Source organism: Acinetobacter sp., assembly GCF_041911495.1.
Lineage (GTDB): Bacteria > Pseudomonadota > Gammaproteobacteria > Pseudomonadales > Moraxellaceae > Acinetobacter.
In genome coordinates this window covers 1-21,437 of sequence record NZ_JAYROT010000084.1, presented here as the reverse complement: position 1 = coordinate 21,437, position 21,437 = coordinate 1, and the positions used below count along the sequence as shown (strand labels likewise).

General features: G+C 42.0%; 25 protein-coding genes, 4 tRNA genes and 1 pseudogene. 15 read left to right on the top strand and 15 right to left on the bottom strand.

The features are described 5' to 3' along the window. Positions 1 to 53 precede the first annotated feature (53 nt). A complete protein-coding gene (locus ACE3PQ_RS11220; protein WP_374297960.1) occupies positions 54 to 521 on the bottom strand; it encodes a hypothetical protein in 468 nt (155 codons plus the stop codon). 203 nt (positions 522 to 724) lie between these two features. Between ACE3PQ_RS11220 and baeS the strand changes: the two genes are divergently transcribed. The 3 genes from baeS to ACE3PQ_RS11205 all read left to right on the top strand — a co-directional run bounded on the left by baeS (position 725) and on the right by ACE3PQ_RS11205 (position 3,693). Beyond that, positions 725 to 2,347, top strand: coding sequence for a sensor histidine kinase efflux regulator BaeS (gene baeS, locus ACE3PQ_RS11215; protein ID WP_374297957.1), 1,623 nt, complete (start codon positions 725 to 727; stop codon positions 2,345 to 2,347). Positions 2,348 to 2,396: 49 nt separating this feature from the next. Then, entirely contained in the window at positions 2,397 to 3,083 is a 687-nt protein-coding gene (locus tag ACE3PQ_RS11210; protein ID WP_374297953.1) for a response regulator, read from the top strand. A 325-nt stretch (positions 3,084 to 3,408) separates the two neighbouring features. Beyond that, the gene (locus ACE3PQ_RS11205) at positions 3,409 to 3,693 is read left to right on the top strand and encodes a hypothetical protein (RefSeq protein WP_374297950.1); all 285 of its coding nucleotides are present in this window, start codon (positions 3,409 to 3,411) and stop codon (positions 3,691 to 3,693) included. 97 nt (positions 3,694 to 3,790) lie between these two features. On the opposite strand, the gene hisH is transcribed toward ACE3PQ_RS11205, so the two are convergent. Together hisH and hisB are read right to left on the bottom strand one after the other, a co-directional pair. Beyond that, the gene (gene hisH / locus ACE3PQ_RS11200) at positions 3,791 to 4,408 is read right to left on the bottom strand and encodes an imidazole glycerol phosphate synthase subunit HisH (RefSeq protein WP_374297947.1); all 618 of its coding nucleotides are present in this window, start codon (positions 4,406 to 4,408) and stop codon (positions 3,791 to 3,793) included. Further along, positions 4,408 to 5,001: an imidazoleglycerol-phosphate dehydratase HisB gene (hisB, locus tag ACE3PQ_RS11195; protein ID WP_374297945.1), complete on the bottom strand. Its 594-nt coding sequence runs from the start codon at positions 4,999 to 5,001 to the stop codon at positions 4,408 to 4,410. The genes hisH and hisB overlap by 1 nt, the downstream gene beginning before the upstream one ends. A gap of 317 nt (positions 5,002 to 5,318) precedes the next feature. On the opposite strand from hisB, the gene ACE3PQ_RS11190 reads away from it, so the two are divergent. From ACE3PQ_RS11190 to ACE3PQ_RS11180, 3 genes are all read left to right on the top strand, one after another. After that, positions 5,319 to 5,705, top strand: coding sequence for a GNAT family N-acetyltransferase (locus ACE3PQ_RS11190; RefSeq protein WP_374297943.1), 387 nt, complete (start codon positions 5,319 to 5,321; stop codon positions 5,703 to 5,705). Positions 5,706 to 5,814: 109 nt separating this feature from the next. Continuing rightward, positions 5,815 to 5,890, top strand: a tRNA-Phe gene (locus ACE3PQ_RS11185). Between the two features lie 169 nt (positions 5,891 to 6,059). Continuing rightward, positions 6,060 to 6,135: transfer RNA gene (locus tag ACE3PQ_RS11180), tRNA-Phe, on the top strand. 118 nt (positions 6,136 to 6,253) lie between these two features. On the opposite strand, the gene rluB is transcribed toward ACE3PQ_RS11180, so the two are convergent. The 3 genes and pseudogenes from rluB to ACE3PQ_RS11165 form a co-directional block, all read right to left on the bottom strand. Continuing rightward, positions 6,254 to 7,201: a 23S rRNA pseudouridine(2605) synthase RluB gene (gene rluB / locus ACE3PQ_RS11175; protein WP_374297941.1), complete on the bottom strand. Its 948-nt coding sequence runs from the start codon at positions 7,199 to 7,201 to the stop codon at positions 6,254 to 6,256. Positions 7,202 to 7,243: 42 nt separating this feature from the next. Beyond that, positions 7,244 to 7,834, bottom strand: a complete 591-nt coding sequence (scpB, locus tag ACE3PQ_RS11170; RefSeq protein WP_374297939.1) for an SMC-Scp complex subunit ScpB — start codon at positions 7,832 to 7,834, stop codon at positions 7,244 to 7,246. 46 nt (positions 7,835 to 7,880) lie between these two features. Further along, positions 7,881 to 8,675 (bottom strand): annotated as a pseudogene (locus ACE3PQ_RS11165) (ScpA family protein); the annotation flags it as partial. A gap of 417 nt (positions 8,676 to 9,092) precedes the next feature. Here ACE3PQ_RS11165 and epsC point away from each other — a divergent pair. Both epsC and ACE3PQ_RS11155 read left to right on the top strand, forming a co-directional pair. Beyond that, complete coding sequence (epsC, locus tag ACE3PQ_RS11160; protein WP_374297937.1) at positions 9,093 to 10,010, top strand: serine O-acetyltransferase EpsC; 918 nt, start codon at positions 9,093 to 9,095, stop codon at positions 10,008 to 10,010. 71 nt (positions 10,011 to 10,081) lie between these two features. After that, positions 10,082 to 10,822: a GNAT family N-acetyltransferase gene (locus ACE3PQ_RS11155; RefSeq protein WP_374297935.1), complete on the top strand. Its 741-nt coding sequence runs from the start codon at positions 10,082 to 10,084 to the stop codon at positions 10,820 to 10,822. A 2-nt stretch (positions 10,823 to 10,824) separates the two neighbouring features. Here ACE3PQ_RS11155 and ACE3PQ_RS11150 read toward each other — a convergent pair whose 3' ends face one another. Next, positions 10,825 to 11,442 (bottom strand): L-threonylcarbamoyladenylate synthase, encoded by a 618-nt coding sequence (locus tag ACE3PQ_RS11150; RefSeq protein ID WP_374297932.1) that lies wholly within the window; start codon positions 11,440 to 11,442, stop codon positions 10,825 to 10,827. Positions 11,443 to 11,547: 105 nt separating this feature from the next. Further along, complete coding sequence (locus ACE3PQ_RS11145) at positions 11,548 to 12,177, bottom strand: elongation factor P hydroxylase (protein ID WP_374297930.1); 630 nt, start codon at positions 12,175 to 12,177, stop codon at positions 11,548 to 11,550. 368 nt (positions 12,178 to 12,545) lie between these two features. Here ACE3PQ_RS11145 and ACE3PQ_RS11140 point away from each other — a divergent pair, with 368 nt between their 5' ends. The 6 genes from ACE3PQ_RS11140 to lysM all read left to right on the top strand — a co-directional run bounded on the left by ACE3PQ_RS11140 (position 12,546) and on the right by lysM (position 16,388). Further along, positions 12,546 to 13,106 carry a DUF177 domain-containing protein gene (locus tag ACE3PQ_RS11140; RefSeq protein ID WP_241572615.1) on the top strand — a complete coding sequence of 187 codons (561 nt, stop codon included), beginning with the start codon at positions 12,546 to 12,548 and terminating at the stop codon, positions 13,104 to 13,106. Positions 13,107 to 13,167: 61 nt separating this feature from the next. After that, entirely contained in the window at positions 13,168 to 13,353 is a 186-nt protein-coding gene (gene rpmF / locus ACE3PQ_RS11135) for a 50S ribosomal protein L32 (RefSeq protein WP_241572620.1), read from the top strand. Between the two features lie 222 nt (positions 13,354 to 13,575). Further along, positions 13,576 to 14,577 carry an ACP S-malonyltransferase gene (fabD, locus tag ACE3PQ_RS11130; RefSeq protein ID WP_374297924.1) on the top strand — a complete coding sequence of 334 codons (1,002 nt, stop codon included), beginning with the start codon at positions 13,576 to 13,578 and terminating at the stop codon, positions 14,575 to 14,577. 64 nt (positions 14,578 to 14,641) lie between these two features. After that, the gene (fabG, locus tag ACE3PQ_RS11125) at positions 14,642 to 15,388 is read left to right on the top strand and encodes a 3-oxoacyl-ACP reductase FabG (RefSeq protein WP_374297921.1); all 747 of its coding nucleotides are present in this window, start codon (positions 14,642 to 14,644) and stop codon (positions 15,386 to 15,388) included. A 93-nt stretch (positions 15,389 to 15,481) separates the two neighbouring features. Next, on the top strand, positions 15,482 to 15,718 hold the full coding sequence (acpP, locus tag ACE3PQ_RS11120; RefSeq protein WP_241572629.1) for an acyl carrier protein: 237 nt from the start codon (positions 15,482 to 15,484) through the stop codon (positions 15,716 to 15,718). Between the two features lie 196 nt (positions 15,719 to 15,914). Further along, positions 15,915 to 16,388: a peptidoglycan-binding protein LysM gene (gene lysM, locus ACE3PQ_RS11115; RefSeq protein WP_374297917.1), complete on the top strand. Its 474-nt coding sequence runs from the start codon at positions 15,915 to 15,917 to the stop codon at positions 16,386 to 16,388. 64 nt (positions 16,389 to 16,452) lie between these two features. On the opposite strand, the gene ACE3PQ_RS11110 is transcribed toward lysM, so the two are convergent. Next, a complete protein-coding gene (locus ACE3PQ_RS11110; protein ID WP_374297913.1) occupies positions 16,453 to 17,403 on the bottom strand; it encodes a rhodanese-related sulfurtransferase in 951 nt (316 codons plus the stop codon). Positions 17,404 to 17,594: 191 nt separating this feature from the next. On the opposite strand from ACE3PQ_RS11110, the gene ACE3PQ_RS11105 reads away from it, so the two are divergent. Continuing rightward, positions 17,595 to 18,089, top strand: coding sequence for a DUF1289 domain-containing protein (locus ACE3PQ_RS11105; RefSeq protein ID WP_374297910.1), 495 nt, complete (start codon positions 17,595 to 17,597; stop codon positions 18,087 to 18,089). Positions 18,090 to 18,251: 162 nt separating this feature from the next. On the opposite strand, the gene panD is transcribed toward ACE3PQ_RS11105, so the two are convergent. The 6 genes from panD to ACE3PQ_RS11075 form a co-directional block, all read right to left on the bottom strand. After that, positions 18,252 to 18,632: an aspartate 1-decarboxylase gene (panD, locus tag ACE3PQ_RS11100; protein WP_241572643.1), complete on the bottom strand. Its 381-nt coding sequence runs from the start codon at positions 18,630 to 18,632 to the stop codon at positions 18,252 to 18,254. A gap of 119 nt (positions 18,633 to 18,751) precedes the next feature. Then, complete coding sequence (gene pth, locus ACE3PQ_RS11095; RefSeq protein ID WP_374297904.1) at positions 18,752 to 19,345, bottom strand: aminoacyl-tRNA hydrolase; 594 nt, start codon at positions 19,343 to 19,345, stop codon at positions 18,752 to 18,754. 7 nt (positions 19,346 to 19,352) lie between these two features. Then, positions 19,353 to 20,048 (bottom strand): 50S ribosomal protein L25/general stress protein Ctc, encoded by a 696-nt coding sequence (locus ACE3PQ_RS11090; RefSeq protein ID WP_298890953.1) that lies wholly within the window; start codon positions 20,046 to 20,048, stop codon positions 19,353 to 19,355. Between the two features lie 99 nt (positions 20,049 to 20,147). Beyond that, positions 20,148 to 21,101, bottom strand: a complete 954-nt coding sequence (locus tag ACE3PQ_RS11085) for a ribose-phosphate pyrophosphokinase (protein ID WP_241572650.1) — start codon at positions 21,099 to 21,101, stop codon at positions 20,148 to 20,150. Positions 21,102 to 21,145: 44 nt separating this feature from the next. Continuing rightward, positions 21,146 to 21,220: transfer RNA gene (locus ACE3PQ_RS11080), tRNA-Gln, on the bottom strand. A gap of 126 nt (positions 21,221 to 21,346) precedes the next feature. Continuing rightward, positions 21,347 to 21,421 (bottom strand) — tRNA-Gln (locus ACE3PQ_RS11075). Positions 21,422 to 21,437: the final 16 nt, after the last annotated feature.

Genomic DNA, 21,437 nt, shown 5'->3' with positions numbered 1-21,437 from the left:
AGTCTGGGCTATTTTTTTAAGAGGAAAGATGGGGCATCAGAAAGCGACTTTTCTTAGTTACTTGCAGGTGCAGTTGGTGCAACAGGTGCTACTTTTTGATCAGCGACAATTTTGTCCATGCGAGTTGGTTTGAAGTGGACTTGGCATGTACCATCAAAAGTTTTTTCGCCAACTTTAACTGAGATGGATTGACCAACTTTACCTTCACATGCTTTTTGTAGCGCTTGCATGGTTGCATGACGCTCTGCACGACGTGTTTGCATTGATGCTTTTTGTTCTGCAGTGAGTGCTTTACTTTTGTCAAAACGACGACCGTCATGATCTCGACCATCTTTACCATGTTTATGATCAAAGCCTTTGTGATGATCTTTGTTATGGTGACGCATATCATCACCACGCATTTCTTTACGGTCAGGATGAAGATCTGCACGGTCAGCAGGTTTTGGTTGGCTTTGACATGCTGCAAGTCCAACGATTGAAACCAATCCCAAACTTGCCATTGCGATTTTTAAAGTATTCATCATAAGTATCCTTAATAATAAACGCGCATAAAAGTGTGTGATCTAAAGCATTCTTATGCATTTTAGAATACGCAAAGATTAAACAAACATGATGTAGAAACAATGAAGAGCGTTTAAGTAAGATGTTGGTTACAATGCGGATTAAGAAGAGATTTTTTAATCGTTTTAGCTCACGTTCAAAAATCTACAAAGGACAGGAAAATATGCCGAAGTGGCGTGTCACGATTGCACTGAAGTTATTTTTAGCGGTGTTATTGACTGTGTTATTAATTACCACGGTCAGCTTGTTTGTGTCGCAATGGACCATGCAAAAAAACTTCTCACGCTATGTCACGCAAGTCGAGATGCAAAAGCTTGATCATCTCAATAATAATTTGGCAGAAATCTATCAAGTCTACGGCAGTTGGACAAAAGCGATTGAAAATAGTTTGACCCGATTAGACCCTGACATTAGCGAAGAGCGCAAACATCGTTTTGCCACCATGTGGTTGTTGAAACAATATGAAATCGCACAACGACAAAATGATCTAATCAAAAATCCTGCACTGTTTCAAAATCGAATCGATCAACAATCGCCAACCATTGATCGTTTTATGCCGTCGCATTTTGATCCTTTTGCGAGGCCACCTGAACAACCGCAAAATCAACAGCCGTCAAAAGATAATGATCAAGCGAACCCATCACAACCGTCCGAACAGCAACGCCGTTGGATTATTCCGCTACCTGACCGTTTAGGCTATGGCAATCGCTTGTCATTGCACGATGCCAATAAATCTTTAGTCATGGGTGATGCGACACCTGAAGTGCCGATGCAAGAAATTATCGTGGATCAAAAGGTGGTCGGCTATCTCGGCTTACGTCCTGCGATTGATGTGGACGATGCCTTGAGTATTAATTTCTTTAGCAATCAACAGCGTTATTTGCTATTAATTTATAGCTTGTCGATCTTAGCAAGTTTGGTGGTGGCACTGCTTCTCGCAAATACCTTCCGTAAACCGATTCATCGTCTGTTACACGCTGCGCAGGAATTGAGCCGAGGTAATTATCAACATCATGTTGAAGTGCAGAGTAACGATGAACTGGGCGATTTATCCAATGTGATCAATCAGCTTGCAAGGATTTTGGATCAACATGAACAGTCACGTCGACAGTGGGTTGCGGATACTTCTCATGAATTAAAAACGCCTTTAAGTGTCTTGCAAGCGCAGATCGAAGCGATGCAGGACGGTGTGCGTAAAGCAACCCCTGAACATCTTGCACGTATGCAACAACAAGTCATGAGCCTGAAAAAACTCACGCAGGATTTGTCAGATTTGGCGCAAGCGGATGCACAGCAGTTGAGATGCTATTTTAGTCAAATTCAACCGTGGCAATTGGTACTCAATGAAGTGGTCAATTTTAGTTCGCAGTTTGAGCAGAAGAATTTAAAAGTTACGGTTGAAGAAGATGATGCAGAACCAATCTATCTCAATTCAGACCCTGATCGATTACGTCAAATCATCGTCAACCTCTTGAGTAATGCCGTGCGTTATACCGAAGCAGAAGGGCAGATTCATATCCACCGTGAGGTCACGAATACTGAGTGGATACTTCATATTGATGATAGTCCGCTTGGTGTCAGTGATGAGCAACTGGCACAGCTTGGTCAGCGTTTCTATCGAGTCGATGATTCACGTACTCGAAGTACAGGCGGTACAGGGCTTGGCTTGGCATTGTCGAAACAAATTGCGCAGATATTGGGTGGTGATTTACAGTTTTCACATTCACCTTTCGGCGGATTACGTTGTACAGTGCGATTAAATCGACATTTACAAAAAAATGATTAGATTCAAAATATCAATCAGGATTTAAGCTAAACAAATATGAGGAGCGCACATGAAGCAGATCATGTTGGTAGAAGATGAAGTGGAATTGGCGGAGCTGGTCAAGGACTACCTAGAGGCAGCAGGTTTCGAAGTCAGCATGTTTCATGATGGACAAGCTGCTTATGATGCCTTTAACCATAAAAAACCGAGCCTGATGATTTTAGATTTGATGGTGCCAAGGATGGATGGTCTGACGATTTGTCGGAAGGTACGTGAACAATCCGATTTGCCAATCATCATGGTCACTGCACGTACAGAAGAGATTGATCGTGTGCTGGGCTTAAATATGGGCGCAGATGACTATGTCTGCAAACCATTTAGCCCAAAAGAATTAGTTGCTCGTGTGCAAGCGGTAATGCGCCGATTGGAACGTAAAGCTGAGCCTGAAACCGTAGACTTATTCCGTATAGATGCGGCGCAACAACGTATTTGGTATCAACAAAAAGCCTTGAGTTTGACACCAACAGAGTTTCGACTATTAGAGCTATTTTTAGAACATGTCGGTCATGTCTATTCACGGACACAACTGCTTGATCATATCAATCCTGATAGCTATGAAGTGGCAGATCGTGTGATTGATAGTCATATCAAAAATCTACGTCGTAAAATCAGTGATGCTGCAGAAACAGGTAATCGCCACGAATGGATTCAAGCGGTGTATGGCGTAGGCTATCGTTTTGAATATCCTGATGAATAAATATTTACCTGATTGAGATAAAGTTGTTGCACAGCTTTGAAAAGGAAAAGCATTTTAGACAAGGTGTTGCGGTGTATACTCTTATTTCGGGATTAACCTTCGGTTCGACTCACTTTTCTTTCGGGAAAAGTAAGCAAAACCATTTGTCAGTCGCAAACTCGGTCATACACTTAAAATTATCCAATACCTTGAAAAACGTCATTTTTCTAATGCTACGCCACCCTCGAACAATGCGACTGACGCTGTCACGAATCAGATAATTTTTACTCATCTTATGTCGAATTCAGGTTATTTAGATTCGTTAAATTAAATGATTAGTTGAATAATGGAAAACTCATCGAATTATTATCTTAGACGAATGATCGCCATGTTGCTGTTTATCGGCGCATGGTGTTGTTTGATCTTATTTTTTCTGCAAGGCATGCAGGATTATTATCTACTGCTATTGATGATTGGGTTATTTATCGGTTCATACTTTGTTGCACCATATTCCAAAGGTCGGGAGAGTTCATCAGGTGCATGGGATGTTTATGCGATTGAGTTTTTCTTTGAAATGGTTTCGTTGCCAATTCGCTTAATTATTTTTCTCGTTCGGCATGTGGTGGATTGATTTTAAATTTGCACTTTATTTGAGAATCTAAGGTATAAGAAAACCAAGCACATGGCTTGGTTTTATTGTTTTAGGTATAGATTGTCTTTGGTATAGATTAAATCTTCCATTCCACAAAGTTTTTCAGCAGTTGCAAACCTGCGGTATGACTTTTTTCAGGGTGGAATTGTGTCGCAAACAAATTGTCTTGATAAATCGCTGTACAGAAGTTCAAACCATAGTCACAGGTCGCGGCGACTAAAGCTTGATCTTGTGGTTCAACATAATAGCTGTGCACAAAATAAAAACGACTTCCATCGGCGATGTTATTCCACATCGGATGGCTTGGATCGAGTTGATGCACTTGATTCCAACCCATGTGTGGTACTTTTAGATGTTCAATCTCTGGGAAGTGTTTGACTTGCCCTTGAAAGATACCCAATGCATCTGCGCCACCGTTTTCTTCTGAGCGTTGCATTAAGGCTTGCATACCGACACAGATGGCAAGTACAGGCTTATTAAACACAGACTGTTTCACGACCTCATCAATACCTGCCTCATGCATCCCTTGCATACAGTCACGCATTGCACCGACACCAGGGAAGACGATCTTATCCGCTTTTGCGACCAGTTTTGGATCATTGGTCACATCAACTGTTGCGCCAACGTGTTCCAATGCTTTTGCTGCCGAGTGTAAGTTGCCCATGCCATAATCAAGTAAAGCAATACGGGTCATTACAAGCTACCTTTGGTCGAAGCAATCGTACCTGCTGCACGAGGATCATGCTCGCACGCCATGCGTAACGCACGTGCAAATGCTTTGAATGTACTTTCGATTTGGTGGTGGCTATTTTTGCCTTTTAAATTGTCAATGTGTAGCGTCATCAAGGCGTGATTGACAAAGCCTTGAAAGAATTCTGAAAATAAATCGACATCAAACGTACCGATACGTGCACGTGTAAATGGAATATCCATAAACAAACCCGGACGCCCTGAAATATCGACCACGACACGAGATAGAGATTCATCGAGTGGCGCATAAAAATGCCCATAACGACGAATGCCTTTTTTATCACCCAAAGCTTGTGCAAAAGCTTGTCCAAGGGTAATTCCACAGTCTTCAACCGTGTGATGATCATCAATCTCAAGGTCGCCATCGCAGTGAATATCAATGTCGAATAAGCCGTGTCGTTTGATCTGATCAATCATATGATCAAGGAATGGTACGCCAGTGTTGAGTGTACCTTGACCAGTACCGTCTAAGTTTAAACGGACTTGGATTTTGGTCTCATTGGTATTTCGAACCACTTCACTGATACGTTGCGTCATGGACACATTCCTTAAAACATTGAACAATAAAATCATCAATGATAATTTGATGAGGTATAAACGATGATGGCTAATGTGAGATCGTTGCTGAGAAAAGTATTTTCCTTTATCCAATACGCCACACATTTGCACGCATAGTTTACCGCATCTTATCAAAGATATACAGAATGAATGATACCCTCATCTATTCTATGGTTTAGGTTATACTAAAGCGAGTAGTGAAGTGAATGACCGAGTTGCTCGCCAAGCTGAAACCTAAGTAAATCAATAACCAATACATCATCTGCGTTTATTCGCCTGTGTTAAGGAGCATCACAATGCCAATCCAAGTCGAAGCCGTCAAAACTTTATCTGATGCAATGGTTCGCAATCAAGTAGAACGACTGTATGCAACCAGCCCAGAGTTCAGTGATGGTCAAGATGCTGTCAATCAGTTGGATAATGTGCTTGATGAAAATACCGTACTTTATACAGCGGTTTTTAATGACAAGATCATTGGTGCGATTTGGAGTGTCGGTACTGGCAATCATCGCCTACTTCAAAACATCGTGGTACATCCAGCCAATCGTGGGCGTGGTGTCGCAGATCGTTTGGTCAGTGAGGTGTGTCGTATCGAAGAAGAACAAGGGGTGCAGACCTTTAGCCCTGGATGTGGTGCGATTCATCGTTGCTTAGCGCATTTAGGTAAAATTACCCCTGCTTAAAAAGATAAAGTTGTATTGCTGTAAAAGTGTGCAAATGGTCGTCAAATCAGCGTGAAGCCAAGTTTAATGCTTGACCTTTGTTGGATAAATCGGTTTAATACACGCCATCGGCGCGATAGCTCAGTCGGTAGAGCAACGGATTGAAAATCCGTGTGTCCCCAGTTCGATCCTGGGTCACGCCACCATATATTCACATACATTTATTTTTAGTATTGTGATTTCAAGCCCTGACCCCATCAGGGCTCTTTTTTTTGCCTATTTCTTGGCTAAAGATAATGAAAACTGCTTAATTGATTGAATTGCAAACGTTCAAGCTTGACCTTTGTTTGATAAATCGGTTTAATACACGCCATTGGCGCGATAGCTCAGTCGGTAGAGCAACGGATTGAAAATCCGTGTGTCCCCAGTTCGATCCTGGGTCACGCCACCATATTCAAAAAGCCCTAAACACATGTTTAGGGCTTTTTATTTTTGAGCGCTGAGAATGAATTAAGCCCTTTGATGTTCAACATCAAAGGGCTTAGTCGTATGGCAATTAGATGATTTTATTAATCTGCTTTAAAGCGTTTGAAACCTTTGTTCGCATAATCAAAATTACGTTTTTTATTGAACGCAGGTTTTTCTTGTGGCTGAGCCTGAGCTTCTTCTGTGTCACGGCGTTGTTGGCGCAAGTAGCCACCACGACGTGCAGGAAGCGGATTTTCTTTCATCTTTTCAGTACGACGTTTAGCCATGCCGTACAGACCAGTACCTTGACGTGGCTTTAGCTCAACAAGTTTTGTCAAATTATCAATATCGTGCTTATCGAGTTCGATCCAACGGCCAGTACGAAGCTCACGAGGCAGAATCACTGAACCATAACGAGTACGTAAAAGGCGGCTGACTTTGAGCTCTTGAGATTCGAAGAGGCGACGGACTTCACGGTTACGACCTTCTTTGACCACGACTTGATACCAACGGTTAATACCTTCACCGCCAAGATCAGTAAATGATTCGAATTTGGCAGGACCATCGTCAAGCTCTACACCTGCAAGTAATGTGTTTCGTATCTGTGGCGTCACTTCACCCATGACACGTACCGCATATTCACGTTCGATTTCATTCGAAGGGTGCATCAAGCGATTGGCAAGTTCACCATCATTGGTAAATAGCAATAAACCTGTACTGTTAATATCCAAGCGACCAACCATCACCCAGCGATCATTGGCGATCGTCGGTAAATTATCAAATACGGTTGGACGATTTTCTGGATCATTCTTCGAGCAGATTTCACCTTCTGGTTTGTAGTACACCAATACACGACGGCGAATATCATCTTCAAGTTGATAATCCACTTTACGACCGTCGATACGCAGCTCATCGCCGTGTTCGATACGTTGACCGACTTCGGCAATTTTACCATTAACACTGACACGACCAGCGGCAATAACTTCTTCCATATAACGACGAGAACCCAGTCCAACACGGGCGAGGACTTTTTGTAGCTTTTCACTCATAACAGCACAACCTTAAAAATAAAAATCATCAACATCACTCCTTTAGCACGGACTTGAATGCTCAAGCTGTGCTAAGCCCTCCTTGTGATCTTGAATAACTGGGAGATCATTTAACGATGCTAAACCAAAAGCATTTAAAAAATGAGGTGTTGTCACCAAGAGCGCAGGGCGACCGGGAGCATCCCGAGAGCCTGACTCTTTGATCCAATTCCACTCAAACAAAGTACGCAAAACTTGACTATTGTTGCTGACACCACGAATCTGCTCGATATCGGCACGTGTCACAGGCTGATGATAAGCAACCACAGCGAGTATCTCTAGCAGACTTGGTGATAGCTTGACAGGTCGCTCAGGCCAAGCCTGTTGAATAATGTGGCGATATTTGGCACGAACTTGTAGGCGAAAGCCTTGAGCCGTTTCGATCAGCTCGACTGAGCGACCATGCTGTAGTAACGCCAACTGTTGTAAGAGTTGACGGATTTGACTACTGGAAAAATGGTCACCTAAAGCCTGTTTGATTCGTGCAATGGTGACAGGTGTGTCACTGGCAAAAATAAGCGCCTCAATTTGCATCAAGGCTTCATGATGCATATCATCGAGATTGGTCGGCTGATCAGGAAAAGTGTTTTGCATTCGCTTCTCCTTGATCATCGGTATTTCCAAGTGCTTTGTCTTGAAAAGACTTGCTCTGAATAGAGAGCTTCCGTTCTACACCATCATGTACAATCGTCACTTGCTGTTGTTTTACCAACTCTAAAACGGCGACAAAAGTCACCACAACACCCATACGCCCTTGACTTGGATTTAGCAAACGTCCAAATTCAATACATGCGCCAGTCGCCAATTGCGATTGAATAAATTGCATCCGCTCTTCAAGCTGAACAGTTTCATGCTCAACCTGATGGACGTGCGGATCAGGGCGCTGAAAAATACACATTAAGGCATCGTGCAAATCGGTCACATCAAAGCGATCAATGACTTGACCTCGTTCGCCAAGATCAGCTTGCGCAACAAAAACGTCACGTTCCAAAATGCTGTGCATCGCCAAGCGTTCAGCCGCTTGTTTAATTTTTAAATAATGTTCAAGACGTTCGATGAGTTGTTTTTTCGGATCATCTTCAAATTCGATTGCTGTTTCAGGTACAGGGAGTAGCAGTCGTGATTTCAAATCGGCAAGTAATGCAGCCATCACCATATAGTCTGCGGTGAGCTCGATATTCAGCGATTTCATTTGCTCCATATAGTGCAAATACTGTTTGGCAATCGGCGCTATATCGAGATGTTTCAAGTCAAAACCATTCTTTTGCACAAGATACAACAAAAAATCTAAAGGGCCTTCAAACTGAGATAATAAAATGGCAAAGGCTTCTGGCGGGATGTAGAGATCCTCAGGAATTGCCTGATAATACTCATCTAAGACACGTATTGAAGATATTTTTTCTTCAGGGATCGTGTTGACAGACTCTAAAGCCACGGTTGTTGTACCTATTCTTTGTGCAAATTGGTGTTAGTGCACATATTTCTATCAGTCATGGGAAAACTGATGTTATAGCCACGCGAATTTTCAAAAGCATGAATTTTGAATTGACCGAAAATACGACATTTCAAAAAATTTGGTCAATTGTAGTCGATTTATATCCAATATTGAACTCAAAAAAGTGAACTAGTAGGTTAATGTTTTAGAAAACTCATGTCTTATTGTATTTTTTAAGAATATCATTCTGAAATTTAAGTTATTTTTCTCCTAGTTGAAATGCATACTAGATTTAGGTGTTGCGTAACTATTCACGTAATTTTTATGAGAATAAGCGAGAATGTCTTGATGCCCTCAATGTATGTATAATTATTTCAATCCACCATAGATTTAACCATTTTGAATCAGGAGATCGCATTGGCACACTGGCAAGTAAAACAAATCATTGAAGGTTTACAACATGCTCGCCACGATTGGCGAGAATCACAGCACCGTGCCAAAGAATATGGTGGGCGAGAGTTACCATCAAAAAATGCGTTAAAAGCCATCGTCAATGAGTTGTGCGGTATCTTATTTCCAATGCGTCTTGGACCGACGGATTTGCGTCAGGAAAGCGAAGATTTCTATATCGCTTATGCTTTAGATAAAGTGCTTAATGCGTTAAAACAGCAAGTGATCTTGGCACTGTCTTATGATCAACGTCGTCAGCAACAGCCAGTAGATTTAGCTCAGCAAAAAACATTAGCCCATCAGATTGTGCAAGAGTTTGCCGATCAACTGCCACAGATTCGTCGATTATTGGATACAGATGCTTGTGCTGCTTTTGAAGGTGATCCTGCAGCACGAAGCGTCGATGAAGTATTGATTACGTATCCGGGGATGCTTGCGATTATTTACCATCGACTTGCGCATCAGCTCTACGCTGACGTACCGTTATTAGCACGAATAATTTCTGAACAAGCGCACTCAGCCACAGGGATAGATATTCATCCCGGCGCAACGATTGGACAAGGTTTCTTTATTGATCATGGTACAGGTGTAGTGATTGGTGAAACTTGCATCATTGGCAAAAATGTACGAATTTACCAAGCCGTGACTTTGGGCGCAAAACGCTTTGAAGTTGATGAAGCGGGTAGCCTGAAAAAAGATTATGCACGCCATCCGATCGTAGAGGATGATGTGGTGATCTATGCAGGGGCAACGATACTTGGGCGAGTGACGATTGGTAAAGGCTCAACTATCGGTGGTAATGTGTGGCTCACGCAAAGTATTGCACCATATAGTCAAGTGCTACAGCAAAATTGTGATCAGGTGAAATCACAACAGCAGATCTAAAAATGAAAAATGGAACAGTCGAATAAAGAGATATTCGACTGTATTTCTCTCACATCAAAAAGTGCTAGAAAATGAAAAATTATCAAAAAAACAGATTAAATGAATATCAACAACCAGTTGGTGAGCTTGTTGATACAACACATTTTCAAATGATTGAAGAAAAGGTTTTGAACGGTCAAAGCCAACTACGACTTATTCCTTTTCAAAAATTGACAGAAGCGGAAGATAGAATTGCTCAACTTTATCAGGTGATTGAGAGCGAGCCTGATGAGCGTTGTTGGACATATTTACCTTATGAAAAACCAATCAATGCTGAACAACTCTTAGATAGTTTAGAAAAAAATTTTGGATTTGAAAGCTGTATTCATTACCTCATAGAAGTTGATGGTCGATTGCTTGGTTATATTGCCTTAATGAATGCTCGTGTGGCAGTTGGTGCAATAGAAATTGGTAATGTGTATTTTTCACATGAGCTACGCCGTCAAAAAGTTTCAACAGAAGTCATTTACCTACTGTTAAATACGAGCTTCCAGTCAGAATTTCGTCGAGTAGAGTGGAAATGTGATGATTTAAATCAGCCATCAAAGAATGCGGCATTGCGCTTTGGTTTTACTTATGAAGGTCTATTTCGGCAAGATCGGATTTATAAAGGACGAAACCGTAATACAGCATGGTTTTCATTATTGGATGATGAATGGTTAATCCTTCAAAAAGGATATGAGGCTTGGTTGAGTGCAGATAATTTTGATGAAGATGGTTTACAAAATAACAAGTTAAGCGAGTTAATTCATCAGTTTATAGATTCAGCTTAAATTTACTCAAAAGCACTTACATTACCCAACCCACGACGCACAATCGTGGGGTTTTCTTGTGATAGATCAATAATACTGGTGGTTGCAAGCATGCCTAGTCCACCATCAATAAACACATCAATACGTTTCCCCAGTTGCATCTCAATATCAAAAGGATCATCAAGCGGATCAGTTTGATTAGGCAGAATCAGCGTACTGGTAATCAACGGCTCGCCAAGCTCTTTGAGTAAGGCTTGCGCAATGGGATTGCTTGGAATGCGTAGTCCAATGGTTTTTTTCTTTGGGTGCATCAAGCGACGTGGCACTTCACTGGTCGCAGGCAAAATATACGTGGTGATCGCAGGCGTATTGGCTTTGAGCAAGCGATACATTGCATTATCGACTTTGGCATAAGTCGCAATGTCTGATAAATCCTGACAGATAATTGCGTATTGATGCTTTTCAGATAGTCCACGAATCTGTGAAATCCGATCCATTGCCGATTTATTTCCAATTTGACAGCCAATCGCATAGGCTGCATCAGTTGGATAGACTACCACATCACCTGCACGAATTCGCTCAACTGCTTGGCTAATCAAGCGAGGCTGAGGATTGTCAGGGTGTATGCGAAGATGCAACATGGAAAGTGTCCAATAGAGGAATATGATTATTATAGCACTTTTTCACGAAGCTCATTCAGAATGCACAACCTATCAAAATCCAAGTTTTGGATTTTTTAACTATTTTTAGGATAAATCAGTGCGTTGAAACTCGCTAATTTCTAAAATTTTTCCATCTCGAATTTCTTCGCATAAATGTTGAATGAGCGCAAAGCCATCTTTGGGAATGCTCTGCGGATTAATTAAAAAAGTCTGTACTTGCATAAATACATTGTCTTTAAATGATTTTCCATCACCACCTTCGCCAGTCAGATTATCGAGTGATACTCGAAATGGTCGCCCGCAAGATTTGGCAAATAACCATTCTAAGGCTTGAGGTTTGACTTCGACTTGTTCAAATAAAGCTTGCTGTGATTCGCTACGTCCATCAGGTGCATACCAATAGCCGAGATCGGCTTGCGTACGACGTTTTGCACCTGCAATACACCAATGACTGATTTCATGCAGTGCACTATTAAAAAAACCGTGCGCAAACTGAATCTTGGCAGGAGAATCAGCCGTTGCAGGGAAATATTCAGGTTCATGTTCGCCACGGACTAAAATCACATTGTGGTGGGAAAACCATTGATTAAAGTGTAAAATTAGCCAATCCACTTGCATGGCTTCGGTGTGACACGCTGACCATGAGCTAAGTGATTGAATATTTTGAGCCGAAGACGTTGTAGAAGCGATATTTTTCGCTTGCGACGGATTCATAATGACTAATTTCTCTCAAACAGTACAAAATTTAGATGCGAAATTGTATCTTAATCTTTGACATTAGTTTGATGAATTTGTAGAATTGCGTCCCTTAAGGGTCTGCTGACAGTTCAAATATATTTTGCGTTGCAAAGAAAATTGTCGCAGACGAGGCATGAAGCGCAGGTAATGACGATTTCCTTACCAAGTTTCATAACGAAGTATGAGGCAATCTTACTTGCAACCCGACGGGACAGGATCATTTTTTGATGCTACTGCGTTAGGTCTTGCTGATTTAGAATAACTAAATTTCGCAATCCCTGTCTTGTATCATCTAAAAAATGATCACTGTCGCAACTAGATTTGAACTATCAGCAGACCCTACTATGTCAGCAAATACCTTTCCGACACAGATTGAGCCATTTAAATGGGCAGAGCAAGGTTATACATGGTCAGGTCAACTGCCATTATCTCGCTTTACTCGTATTGCACATGAGGCGATTGGATCAATTGATGATCGATCGGTACAGGTCGAATGTAAGTTATCCTTAGATGCTTATCATCGTATTGCTTGGTTGACTGCACATTTGCAAGCGAGTGTACCACTTCGATGCCAACGTTGTTTGGATCAAGTCGATGTGCCACTTGAAACAGATGTACATGTTGCCTTAATCGATGATGATCGTGAGTTAGATTTCTTGGATGAGGATGCTGATTTCATTATTTTAGGTGAAGACCTCGGAACGACCAAAGGGGATATGAATGCTCCTGCGACTATCGATCTGATCGCTTTACTTGAAGATGAACTGTTATTGTCGATGCCAAACTCACCTAAGCATGACGCTTGTGAACACAAACATCGACCAACTGTTCAAACTGAAGAAAAAGCCGAACGTGATAATCCGTTCGATGTTTTGGCAGGTTTGAAGGGTAAATTGGGCTCATAATGTGCTATACTTGCGCCCGTTGATTGTTTGATCCATTTTTGTATTTGTAAAGGAGCCACTCATGGCTGTTCAGCAAAACCGTAAAAGCCGCTCTCGCCGTGATATGCGCCGTTCTCATGATGCTTTGACTGCGAGCACTCTAACTGTAGACCAAACGACTGGTGAAACACATCGTCGTCACCACGTAACTAAAGACGGTATCTACCGTGGTCGTCAATTATTCGCTCAGGCAACTGACGCAGAATAATCGGCAGAATCGCAGTTAGTGCGATGCAAAAGGGGAGCAAATGCTCCCTTTTTTAATGCTCAAAAGATGCTCCTATTAAATGTAATGAAAGATGACAAATCATCTTTTTTGCCAATTAAAAAATCACCGAAAAACAATAAAAAGACAGTTTTGATGCTAGACAAGTCAGTGGAGCTTGATAAGCTTAAATCATTTTAAAAGTTGATATAACACGGATTCTTTATGTCATCATCATTTCAATCTTTATTATCTGATTCACAGCAACGCGCCACACAAACAGCTTTTGTTTTCCCTGGTCAAGGCTCACAAAAAGTTGGCATGTTGGCGGAGCTTGCTGAAAAATATCCAAGTATTCTCAGTATCTTCCAAGAGGCATCGGATGCGCTTGGTTTTGATCTGTGGCAGATTGCCCAGTCAGGTGAGCACCTAGATAAACATTTAGATCAAACCGAATTTACTCAACCTGCATTACTCACGGCAAGTATTGCGCTATGGCGTGTGTGGCTAGAGCAGGGTGGCGTTGTGCCAAAATATATGGCAGGGCATTCACTCGGTGAATATAGTGCGCTGGTCGCAGCAGAAGCAATGACTTTAGCTGATGCAGTAAAATTGGTAAATCGTCGTGGTCAGTTGATGCAACAAGCCGTGCCACATGGTCAAGGTTCGATGGCGGCGATTCTCGGTTTAAGTGATGAGCAAGTGATTGAATTGTGCGAGGCATCTTCACAAGTGGGTGCAGGGCAAGTCGAAGCAGCCAACTTCAATGCCAAAGGTCAGGTGGTGATCGCAGGTGATGCCGAAGCGGTACAAGTTGCCATGACTCATGCGAAGGAATTGAGCGGAAAAGCCATTGTCTTGCCTGTGTCTGTTCCCTCACACTGTCGCCTGATGAAAGGTGCGTCAGAGCAGTTTATTGATGCGTTGAATGCTGTTGAGCTTCAGTTGCCAAAAATTACAGTGATTAATAACGTCAATGCTGCGGTAGCGACTGATGTTGATGGCTTGAAACAAGCGTTGATTCATCAGTTGTATCAACCTGTGCAATGGACGAAGACCTTAGATGCGTTTGAGCAAAATGGTATTCACTATTTGGTGGAATGCGGTTCGGGTAATGTCTTGAGCAATTTGGCGAAACGCTTAGCATTTGTGGAAAAGGTTTTCCCAACAGATACCGTTGCTCGTTTTGAAGATGCTTTACAGCAAATCAAAGCAATTGAAACATAAACTTATTTATTTTTTAGATTGAAACTTATTTTTAAATCGAAATGTTGAATAAAAGGAATACTGAATGAGCGACACCAAGAAAGTAGCTCTCGTGACAGGTGCAAGCCGTGGAATTGGTGCGGCGATTGCGGCACAGCTTGCCCAAGATGGATTCTTTGTGGTGGGTACAGCAACGTCACAACAAGGCGCAGAGGGCATTAGCCAAAGCCTAGCGACTCAAGGCGCAGACTGTGGTGTAGGCAAGGTGCTGAATGTCTGTGATAAAGATGCGATCGAACAAATCGTTAGCGATATTGAAGCAGAGTATGGCAATGTCTTGGTCTTGGTGAATAATGCAGGCATTACCAAAGACAATCTATTGCTTCGTTTGAATGAAGATGATTGGGATGAAGTGATCAATACGCATCTTAAAGCCGTCTATCGCTTATCAAAACGAGTGTTAAAAGGCATGACCAAAGCACGGTTCGGACGCATTATTAATATTAGCTCGGTGGTTGCACACTTCGCTAATGGTGGACAAACCAACTATTCTGCGGCAAAAGCAGGCATCGAAGCCTTTGGGCGTAGTCTTGCACAAGAGATGGGTAGCCGTCAGATCACTGTCAATGCGATTGCCCCTGGATTTATTGCCACAGACATGACTGAATCTTTAGCAGAAGATGTCAAAGCAAAAATGATTGCCCAAGTCCCTTTAAATCGTTTGGGTCAACCCCAAGACATTGCGGATGCGGTCAGCTATTTAGCCAGTAATCGTGCCAGTTATATTACGGGTACAGTGTTGCATATCAACGGTGGCATGTATATGTCATGATTTTGTTTAGGCACGTAATTGGCTTTGACATTATCTATTTTTAATCTAAACTAAGGCGAGAACAAAACGCCACAAGCAATGAGGAGAATTCCTGTGAGCGATATCGAACAACGTGTTAAACAAGCAGTCGCTGAACAACTCGGTGTCAATGCTGAAGAAATCAAAAATGAAGCATCTTTTATGGATGATTTAGGTGCTGATTCTTTAGATCTAGTCGAGTTAGTGATGTCATTTGAAAATGACTTTGACATTACCATCCCTGATGAAGACTCAAATGCAATCACAACAGTTCAATCTGCAATTGATTACATTACAGAAAAGCTTGGTTAATTTAAAAAAATCAAGATATTTTAAGGTCGCATATTGCGACCTTTTTTATTGCTAAAATTTTTACACTATTTCAAAAGTGACTTGATTGACCTTACAAAACATTACACGAATGAGTATTTTCTTCGCTTGAGTAGGTCTTTGAATCAGGCTAAAAATTTAGAACCGATTTTGGTATATTAAGAAAATGGAGATTGATATGGGCTTTTTTGATTTTGTAAAAGGCATCGGCAAAAAGAATAACGCACAGCCAGTAGAACAACCAAATGCACCTGCTGCAAGTGAACCATCTGCACAAGAAACCGCAAATAAACTACTTGGCTTGGTGAAAGGTTTGGATTTGGGCATCACAGGTTTATCTGTTGGCTATAACAGCACTACAGACCTCGCAACGCTCAAAGGTGAAGCACCATCACAAGCTGCTCGTGAAAAAGCAATTCTTGTTGTGGGTAATGTTGATCATGTAGCACGTGTTGATGATCAAATGACAGTGGCGACGGCTGAGCCTGAAAGTAAATTCTATACGGTGAAATCAGGCGACAATTTGTCGAAAATCGCTAAGGAAATGTATGGCGACGCCAACCAATACCCAAAAATCTTTGATGCAAACAAACCAATGCTCAAAGATCCTGATGAAATCTTCCCAGGTCAAGTATTACGTATTCCTGCGTAAATAAATAACCAAAAAATCGCTCAATTGAGCGATTTTTTTATTACAGGGAAATATTGCTTAACAATTAAAGACGCTTACGCTTAGCCGTTACAATCTGCGACTGACGCATACGGAAGCCATCTTTTTGTTTGTCCGTAGTTTTGTCAATGCAATGTACGCAGGATACACCGTGCTCATAGCTTGGCAGGGCGCGTTCTTCAGGTGTAGTTGACCAACCGCAAGCGTGGCATTTTTCATTCTGACCTTCTTCAAGACCGTGCGTCATCGCTGTACGACCATCGAAAACAAAACATTCACCTTCCCACAAGCTTTGTTCAGCAGGCATTTCTTCTAAGTATTTTAAAATACCACCTTTGAGATGATAGACTTCATCAAAGCCTTCTTGTAAAAGCAATGAGGTTGATTTTTCACAGCGAATACCACCTGTACAGAACATGGCAATTTTTTTATCTTTATGTTCTGCAAGTTGTTGTTTTACATATTCGGGAAATTCACGGAAGCTTTCAGTTTTTGGGTCGATTGCACCTTTGAAGGTGCCTGCTTGGTATTCGTAGTCGTTACGTGTATCAATCAAGATCACATCATCACGGCTGATCATGTCGTTCCACTCTTGTGGATTGAGATAATGTCCAACCAAGTCACGTGGTTTCACATCGACGCCCAAAGTGACGATTTCTTTTTTCAGTTTAATTTTCATCTTGCGAAAAGGTTTTTCTTGGCTCAGCGATTCTTTGTATTCCATCGCATTAAAGCCTTCATTGAGCAAGAATTGGCGGATACGATCAATCGCCTCACGATCACCTGCTACGGTACCATTAATCCCTTCATCTGCTACGATCAGCGTACCACAGAGGTTGATGCTTTGAACCAAGTTCAGTAAACGCTCACGTAAGTCAGCAGGATTTGAAACTTCACGAAATTGGTACAGTGCGGCAACGATCCAAGTGGCAGTGTTTTGTGCTGACGATGTTGCTGGCTCTGCGACAGGTGTAAGCTGTTCTACAGTAGCAGTCATGGGATAGATACTCCGAATATAAATGATGTGAGCAATGAACGTGCTTAGCAAACTGGTTGATCGAACCGAATGTATAAAAGCAAGTTGATAAAAATATGAGGTGCGTTATTCTAACGGAATCTAATTCAGAAAGCGATAATTCCATATAACTGTTATGGATTAATCGAGCTAAATTCTTTGAGCAAAATTGTATGTCCAACCTGATCATCAAAGCCGAAACGCAACTGCTACTGACACCTTGTGCAGGGCGGTGCTCAACGGTATTTGGCGATAGTGTATGTCGTGGTTGCCGGCGATTTAACCATGAAGTGATCAATTGGAATCGTTATAGCAATGCTGAGAAGCAGTCGATTTGGCAACGCTTAGATGCACAGCTCGATCAAATCCTCGTGCCATTATTGCCACAATATCAATTAGCAACGGTTGAAGCATTTCTCACCCATAAACGCATTCGACTGATGCCAAATGCAAGTCTTGGGCGTAAGCTCTACCATGCGTTGAAGTTGTGCGAAAAAAATGTCAATTTTGCTGATGAGAGTGGTTTGGGTTTAGAGTCTTCTCAAATCAAAACCACATGGAAATTGTTTGAAGCACGTGTGTTAAATCTTGCCCAAGCAAGCTATGAAGTGGCATGGCTACGTGCCAATTTTATCCAGCAAAATGTCAATGAATTTGACGAAGAATAACTATTCAAAACAAGATATAAATCAGGTTAAAAACTAGTCATAAAACGAAATGCAAAAACCTTGAATCATGCAGATTCAAGGTTTTTTTTATTGCATCGACATAAACAACTTGGGAATTGATGTTTAGATGACGATGCTTGATTCAGAATTTTTAAAAATGCGTTATGCGACTTGTACAGGAATACAGTTGGCTGTGTGGCTCACAGTATTATCTGGATTTGCGTAGACTAGGCGTGGTTTGTGACGATTAGCCTCAGCTTCGTCGAAGTTGCCAAAAGTAGCGATGATCACAATATCGCCTACATCAGCTTGATGTGCAGCGCCACCATTGACTGAAATAATGCCAGAGTTGTCTTCGCCACGGATTGCATAAGTAGCAAACCGTTTGCCATTGGTGACATTCCAAACATAAATTTCTTCATATTCACGAATACCAGCCAAATCCATCAATGCGCCATCAATTGCACAGGATCCCTCATAATGCAGCTCGGCTTGAGTGACGATTGCACGGTGGATTTTGCATTTTAATAAGCGGGATTGCATGGGAGTGCTCCTCAACAAGATGTCATGATCAGAACAATCATGAGCTCATAACCATTAAGTTGTGCATTTTGCAAGTTTTACAAGGATAATACAAGCCGATTTCACATTTCGATTAAATTTTAAACAATTTTAAACGCGTTAATCGCATTCATGGCTTGCTGAAACTGTCCTTGTATCAGTGATTTGGATTGTGCCAAAGCATGGTCAATCGCTTGATCCATTAGCTTTTGCTCTGAACTTGGTGCTTTGCTCAGCACATGCCCAGAAACACGCTCTTTACTGCCAGGGTGTCCGATACCAATACGCAATCGTAAGAAATCTGCACCAATGTGCGGGACGATATCTTTTAAACCGTTATGACCACCATGACCACCACCATTTTTAAGGCGAATCACACCAGGGTTCATATCCAGTTCGTCATGCGCAATGAGAATCTGTTGTGGGATAATTTGATAAAATTTGGCAAAGGGAACAACACTTTGACCAGATCTATTCATATAGGTAAGAGGAAGGAGTAAACGAACATCGTATCCTTCGATTGTACCACGTCCTGAGATAGCGTGGTATTTGCTGTCAGTTTTCAGAGGAATGTTGTATTTGTCTGCAAGACGCTCAACATACCAAAAGCCAGCGTTGTGTCGGGTTTGGGCATATTCCGAACCCGGATTGCCCAAACCGACAATGAGCGATAGCGAGTTGTCACGATCACTCATCAGGCGATTACTCGTCTTTTTTCTCTTCAGAATCTGCAGCAGGTTGCTCAGCCTCAGCTTCTTCAGATTGTGCTTCTGCAACTTCAGCCTCAGCCGCTTCAGCTTCAACATCTTCAGCTGCTTTACGTACTTCAGTGATAGATGCTACTGCTTGGTCATGGCCTTCGCCTTGCTCAAGTGCAGGAATCGTTACACCTTTTGGAAGTTTAAGGTCTGACAAGTGAACAACATCACCAATTGCCAAGTTTTGAACGTCTACAGAGATAGATTCTGGAAGGTTGCGAGGTAAAGTTTTTACTTCAACTTCGTTTAAGTTCACCATTAACATACCACCAGCTTTAACGCCAACAGAAGTTTCTTGGTTTTCGAAGTGTAAAGGTACGTTTACAGTTAACGCTTCGCCCGCTTTCACACGTAGGAAGTCTGCATGCATTGGTGTGTTCTTCGCAGGATGACGTTGCATCGCTTTGATGATCACTTGTTCTTCTTTACCGTCAACGTTGATCGTTACGATAGAAGAGAAGAATGCTTCGCTTTCAATTGCTTTAACAACTTCACGAAGTGCCAAAGTGATTGAAGCAGGCTCTTTGCCAGCACCGTAGATGATTGCAGGAACTTTTTCTTCACGACGAAGGCGGCGGCTCGCACCTTTCCCTTCATGTGCAGTATCACGTGCGTTTGCATTTAATACAAAATTGCTCATTGAGATATCCTCAAAAAGTGAATGACATGTTGAATTTGCGACCAATTCAACGATAAAAAACCCGATGAATCGAGATCCATCGGGCTCGAAAGCGCAATATTATATATAAGTATCGAACATTGCGCTAATAGATTCTTCATTATTGATGCGTCGAATGGTTTCAGCAACCATTGAAGACACCGATACTTGACGAATATTTGGTAGAGCTTGAATCTCTGGAGAAAGTGGAATGGTGTCTGTGACAACCAATTCATCAATTACAGAATTCTTTAAGTTTTCAATGGCTTTGCCTGATAAAACAGGATGCGTTGCATAAGCAACAACACGGCGTGCGCCAAATTGTTTCAGTGCCTCAGCAGCTTTGCACAATGTTCCTGCAGTATCGACCATATCATCGACGATCACACAATCACGGTCTTTGACATCACCGATCAAGTGCATCACTTGTGATTCATTGGCTTTTTGACGACGTTTGTCAATGATTGCAAGGTCAATGTCACCCATTTGCTTAGCAACTGCACGTGCACGAACTACACCACCCACGTCAGGAGATACTACGACGAGGTTGTGATATTGCTGTTGACGTAAATCTGCCAAAAGTACAGGTGTACCGTAGATGTTATCTACTGGAATGTCAAAGAAACCTTGAATCTGATCGGCATGCAAGTCGATCATTACGACACGGTCAATACCAACTGTAGTGAGCATGTCTGCAACCACTTTTGCAGTAATCGGTACACGTGCAGAACGTGGACGACGGTCTTGACGTGCATAGCCAAAGTAAGGAATCACCGCAGTAATACGACCCGCACTAGAGCGGCGTAACGCATCTGCCATGACCAAGATTTCCATTAAGTTGTCATTAGTTGGTGCACAAGTTGGCTGCACGATAAAGACATCTTTACCACGGACATTTTCAGTGATTTCAATAGAAATTTCACCGTCAGAAAAAGTGGCAACTTGAGCTGAACCCAAAGGGATATGAAGGTGGCTAACAACTTTATGGGCGAATTGTGGATGCGCATTTCCACTAAAAACGACAAGATTGGGCATGTGGGACCCTTAATGTGTTTGGGTAAATAAGAAGTATAAAATAATGGCAGGGGCGGCTGGATTCGAACCAACGGATGGCGAGATCAAAACCCGCTGCCTTACCACTTGGCGACGCCCCTAATGCGTGTGCACTTTATAGCGAAATCATCATTTTGTCAATCATGATTGGCGTGTGCGAAAGATGACTTATGCGTTTTAAAGATGCTTATAAATGTAGAAAAAAATTTAAAAAACATCATGAAAAATGGCAGGGGCGGCTGGATTCGAACCAACGGATGGCGAGATCAAAACCCGCTGCCTTACCACTTGGCGACGCCCCTATAGCATAAGTATTAT

What these genes read in the sequence shown, in the direction of transcription:
- panD (WP_241572643.1), bottom strand. Translation starts at nt 18,632, where the DNA reads ATGCAATCCCGCTTATTAAAATGCAAAATCCACCGTGCAATCGTCACT.
- baeS (WP_374297957.1), top strand. Translation starts at nt 725, where the DNA reads ATGCCGAAGTGGCGTGTCACGATTGCACTGAAGTTATTTTTAGCGGTG.
- fabG (WP_374297921.1), top strand. Translation starts at nt 14,642, where the DNA reads ATGAGCGACACCAAGAAAGTAGCTCTCGTGACAGGTGCAAGCCGTGGA.
- ACE3PQ_RS11155 (WP_374297935.1), top strand. Translation starts at nt 10,082, where the DNA reads ATGAAAAATTATCAAAAAAACAGATTAAATGAATATCAACAACCAGTT.
- scpB (WP_374297939.1), bottom strand. Translation starts at nt 7,834, where the DNA reads ATGCAAAACACTTTTCCTGATCAGCCGACCAATCTCGATGATATGCAT.
- hisH (WP_374297947.1), bottom strand. Translation starts at nt 4,408, where the DNA reads ATGACCCGTATTGCTTTACTTGATTATGGCATGGGCAACTTACACTCG.
- rluB (WP_374297941.1), bottom strand. Translation starts at nt 7,201, where the DNA reads ATGAGTGAAAAGCTACAAAAAGTCCTCGCCCGTGTTGGACTGGGTTCT.
- ACE3PQ_RS11085 (WP_241572650.1), bottom strand. Translation starts at nt 21,101, where the DNA reads ATGCCCAATCTTGTCGTTTTTAGTGGAAATGCGCATCCACAATTCGCC.
- ACE3PQ_RS11220 (WP_374297960.1), bottom strand. Translation starts at nt 521, where the DNA reads ATGAATACTTTAAAAATCGCAATGGCAAGTTTGGGATTGGTTTCAATC.
- hisB (WP_374297945.1), bottom strand. Translation starts at nt 5,001, where the DNA reads ATGACGCAACGTATCAGTGAAGTGGTTCGAAATACCAATGAGACCAAA.
- ACE3PQ_RS11140 (WP_241572615.1), top strand. Translation starts at nt 12,546, where the DNA reads ATGTCAGCAAATACCTTTCCGACACAGATTGAGCCATTTAAATGGGCA.
- rpmF (WP_241572620.1), top strand. Translation starts at nt 13,168, where the DNA reads ATGGCTGTTCAGCAAAACCGTAAAAGCCGCTCTCGCCGTGATATGCGC.
- pth (WP_374297904.1), bottom strand. Translation starts at nt 19,345, where the DNA reads ATGAGTGATCGTGACAACTCGCTATCGCTCATTGTCGGTTTGGGCAAT.
- ACE3PQ_RS11105 (WP_374297910.1), top strand. Translation starts at nt 17,595, where the DNA reads ATGTCCAACCTGATCATCAAAGCCGAAACGCAACTGCTACTGACACCT.
- fabD (WP_374297924.1), top strand. Translation starts at nt 13,576, where the DNA reads ATGTCATCATCATTTCAATCTTTATTATCTGATTCACAGCAACGCGCC.
- ACE3PQ_RS11210 (WP_374297953.1), top strand. Translation starts at nt 2,397, where the DNA reads ATGAAGCAGATCATGTTGGTAGAAGATGAAGTGGAATTGGCGGAGCTG.
- ACE3PQ_RS11110 (WP_374297913.1), bottom strand. Translation starts at nt 17,403, where the DNA reads ATGACTGCTACTGTAGAACAGCTTACACCTGTCGCAGAGCCAGCAACA.
- ACE3PQ_RS11090 (WP_298890953.1), bottom strand. Translation starts at nt 20,048, where the DNA reads ATGAGCAATTTTGTATTAAATGCAAACGCACGTGATACTGCACATGAA.
- lysM (WP_374297917.1), top strand. Translation starts at nt 15,915, where the DNA reads ATGGGCTTTTTTGATTTTGTAAAAGGCATCGGCAAAAAGAATAACGCA.
- ACE3PQ_RS11190 (WP_374297943.1), top strand. Translation starts at nt 5,319, where the DNA reads ATGCCAATCCAAGTCGAAGCCGTCAAAACTTTATCTGATGCAATGGTT.
- ACE3PQ_RS11205 (WP_374297950.1), top strand. Translation starts at nt 3,409, where the DNA reads ATGGAAAACTCATCGAATTATTATCTTAGACGAATGATCGCCATGTTG.
- ACE3PQ_RS11145 (WP_374297930.1), bottom strand. Translation starts at nt 12,177, where the DNA reads ATGAATCCGTCGCAAGCGAAAAATATCGCTTCTACAACGTCTTCGGCT.
- ACE3PQ_RS11150 (WP_374297932.1), bottom strand. Translation starts at nt 11,442, where the DNA reads ATGTTGCATCTTCGCATACACCCTGACAATCCTCAGCCTCGCTTGATT.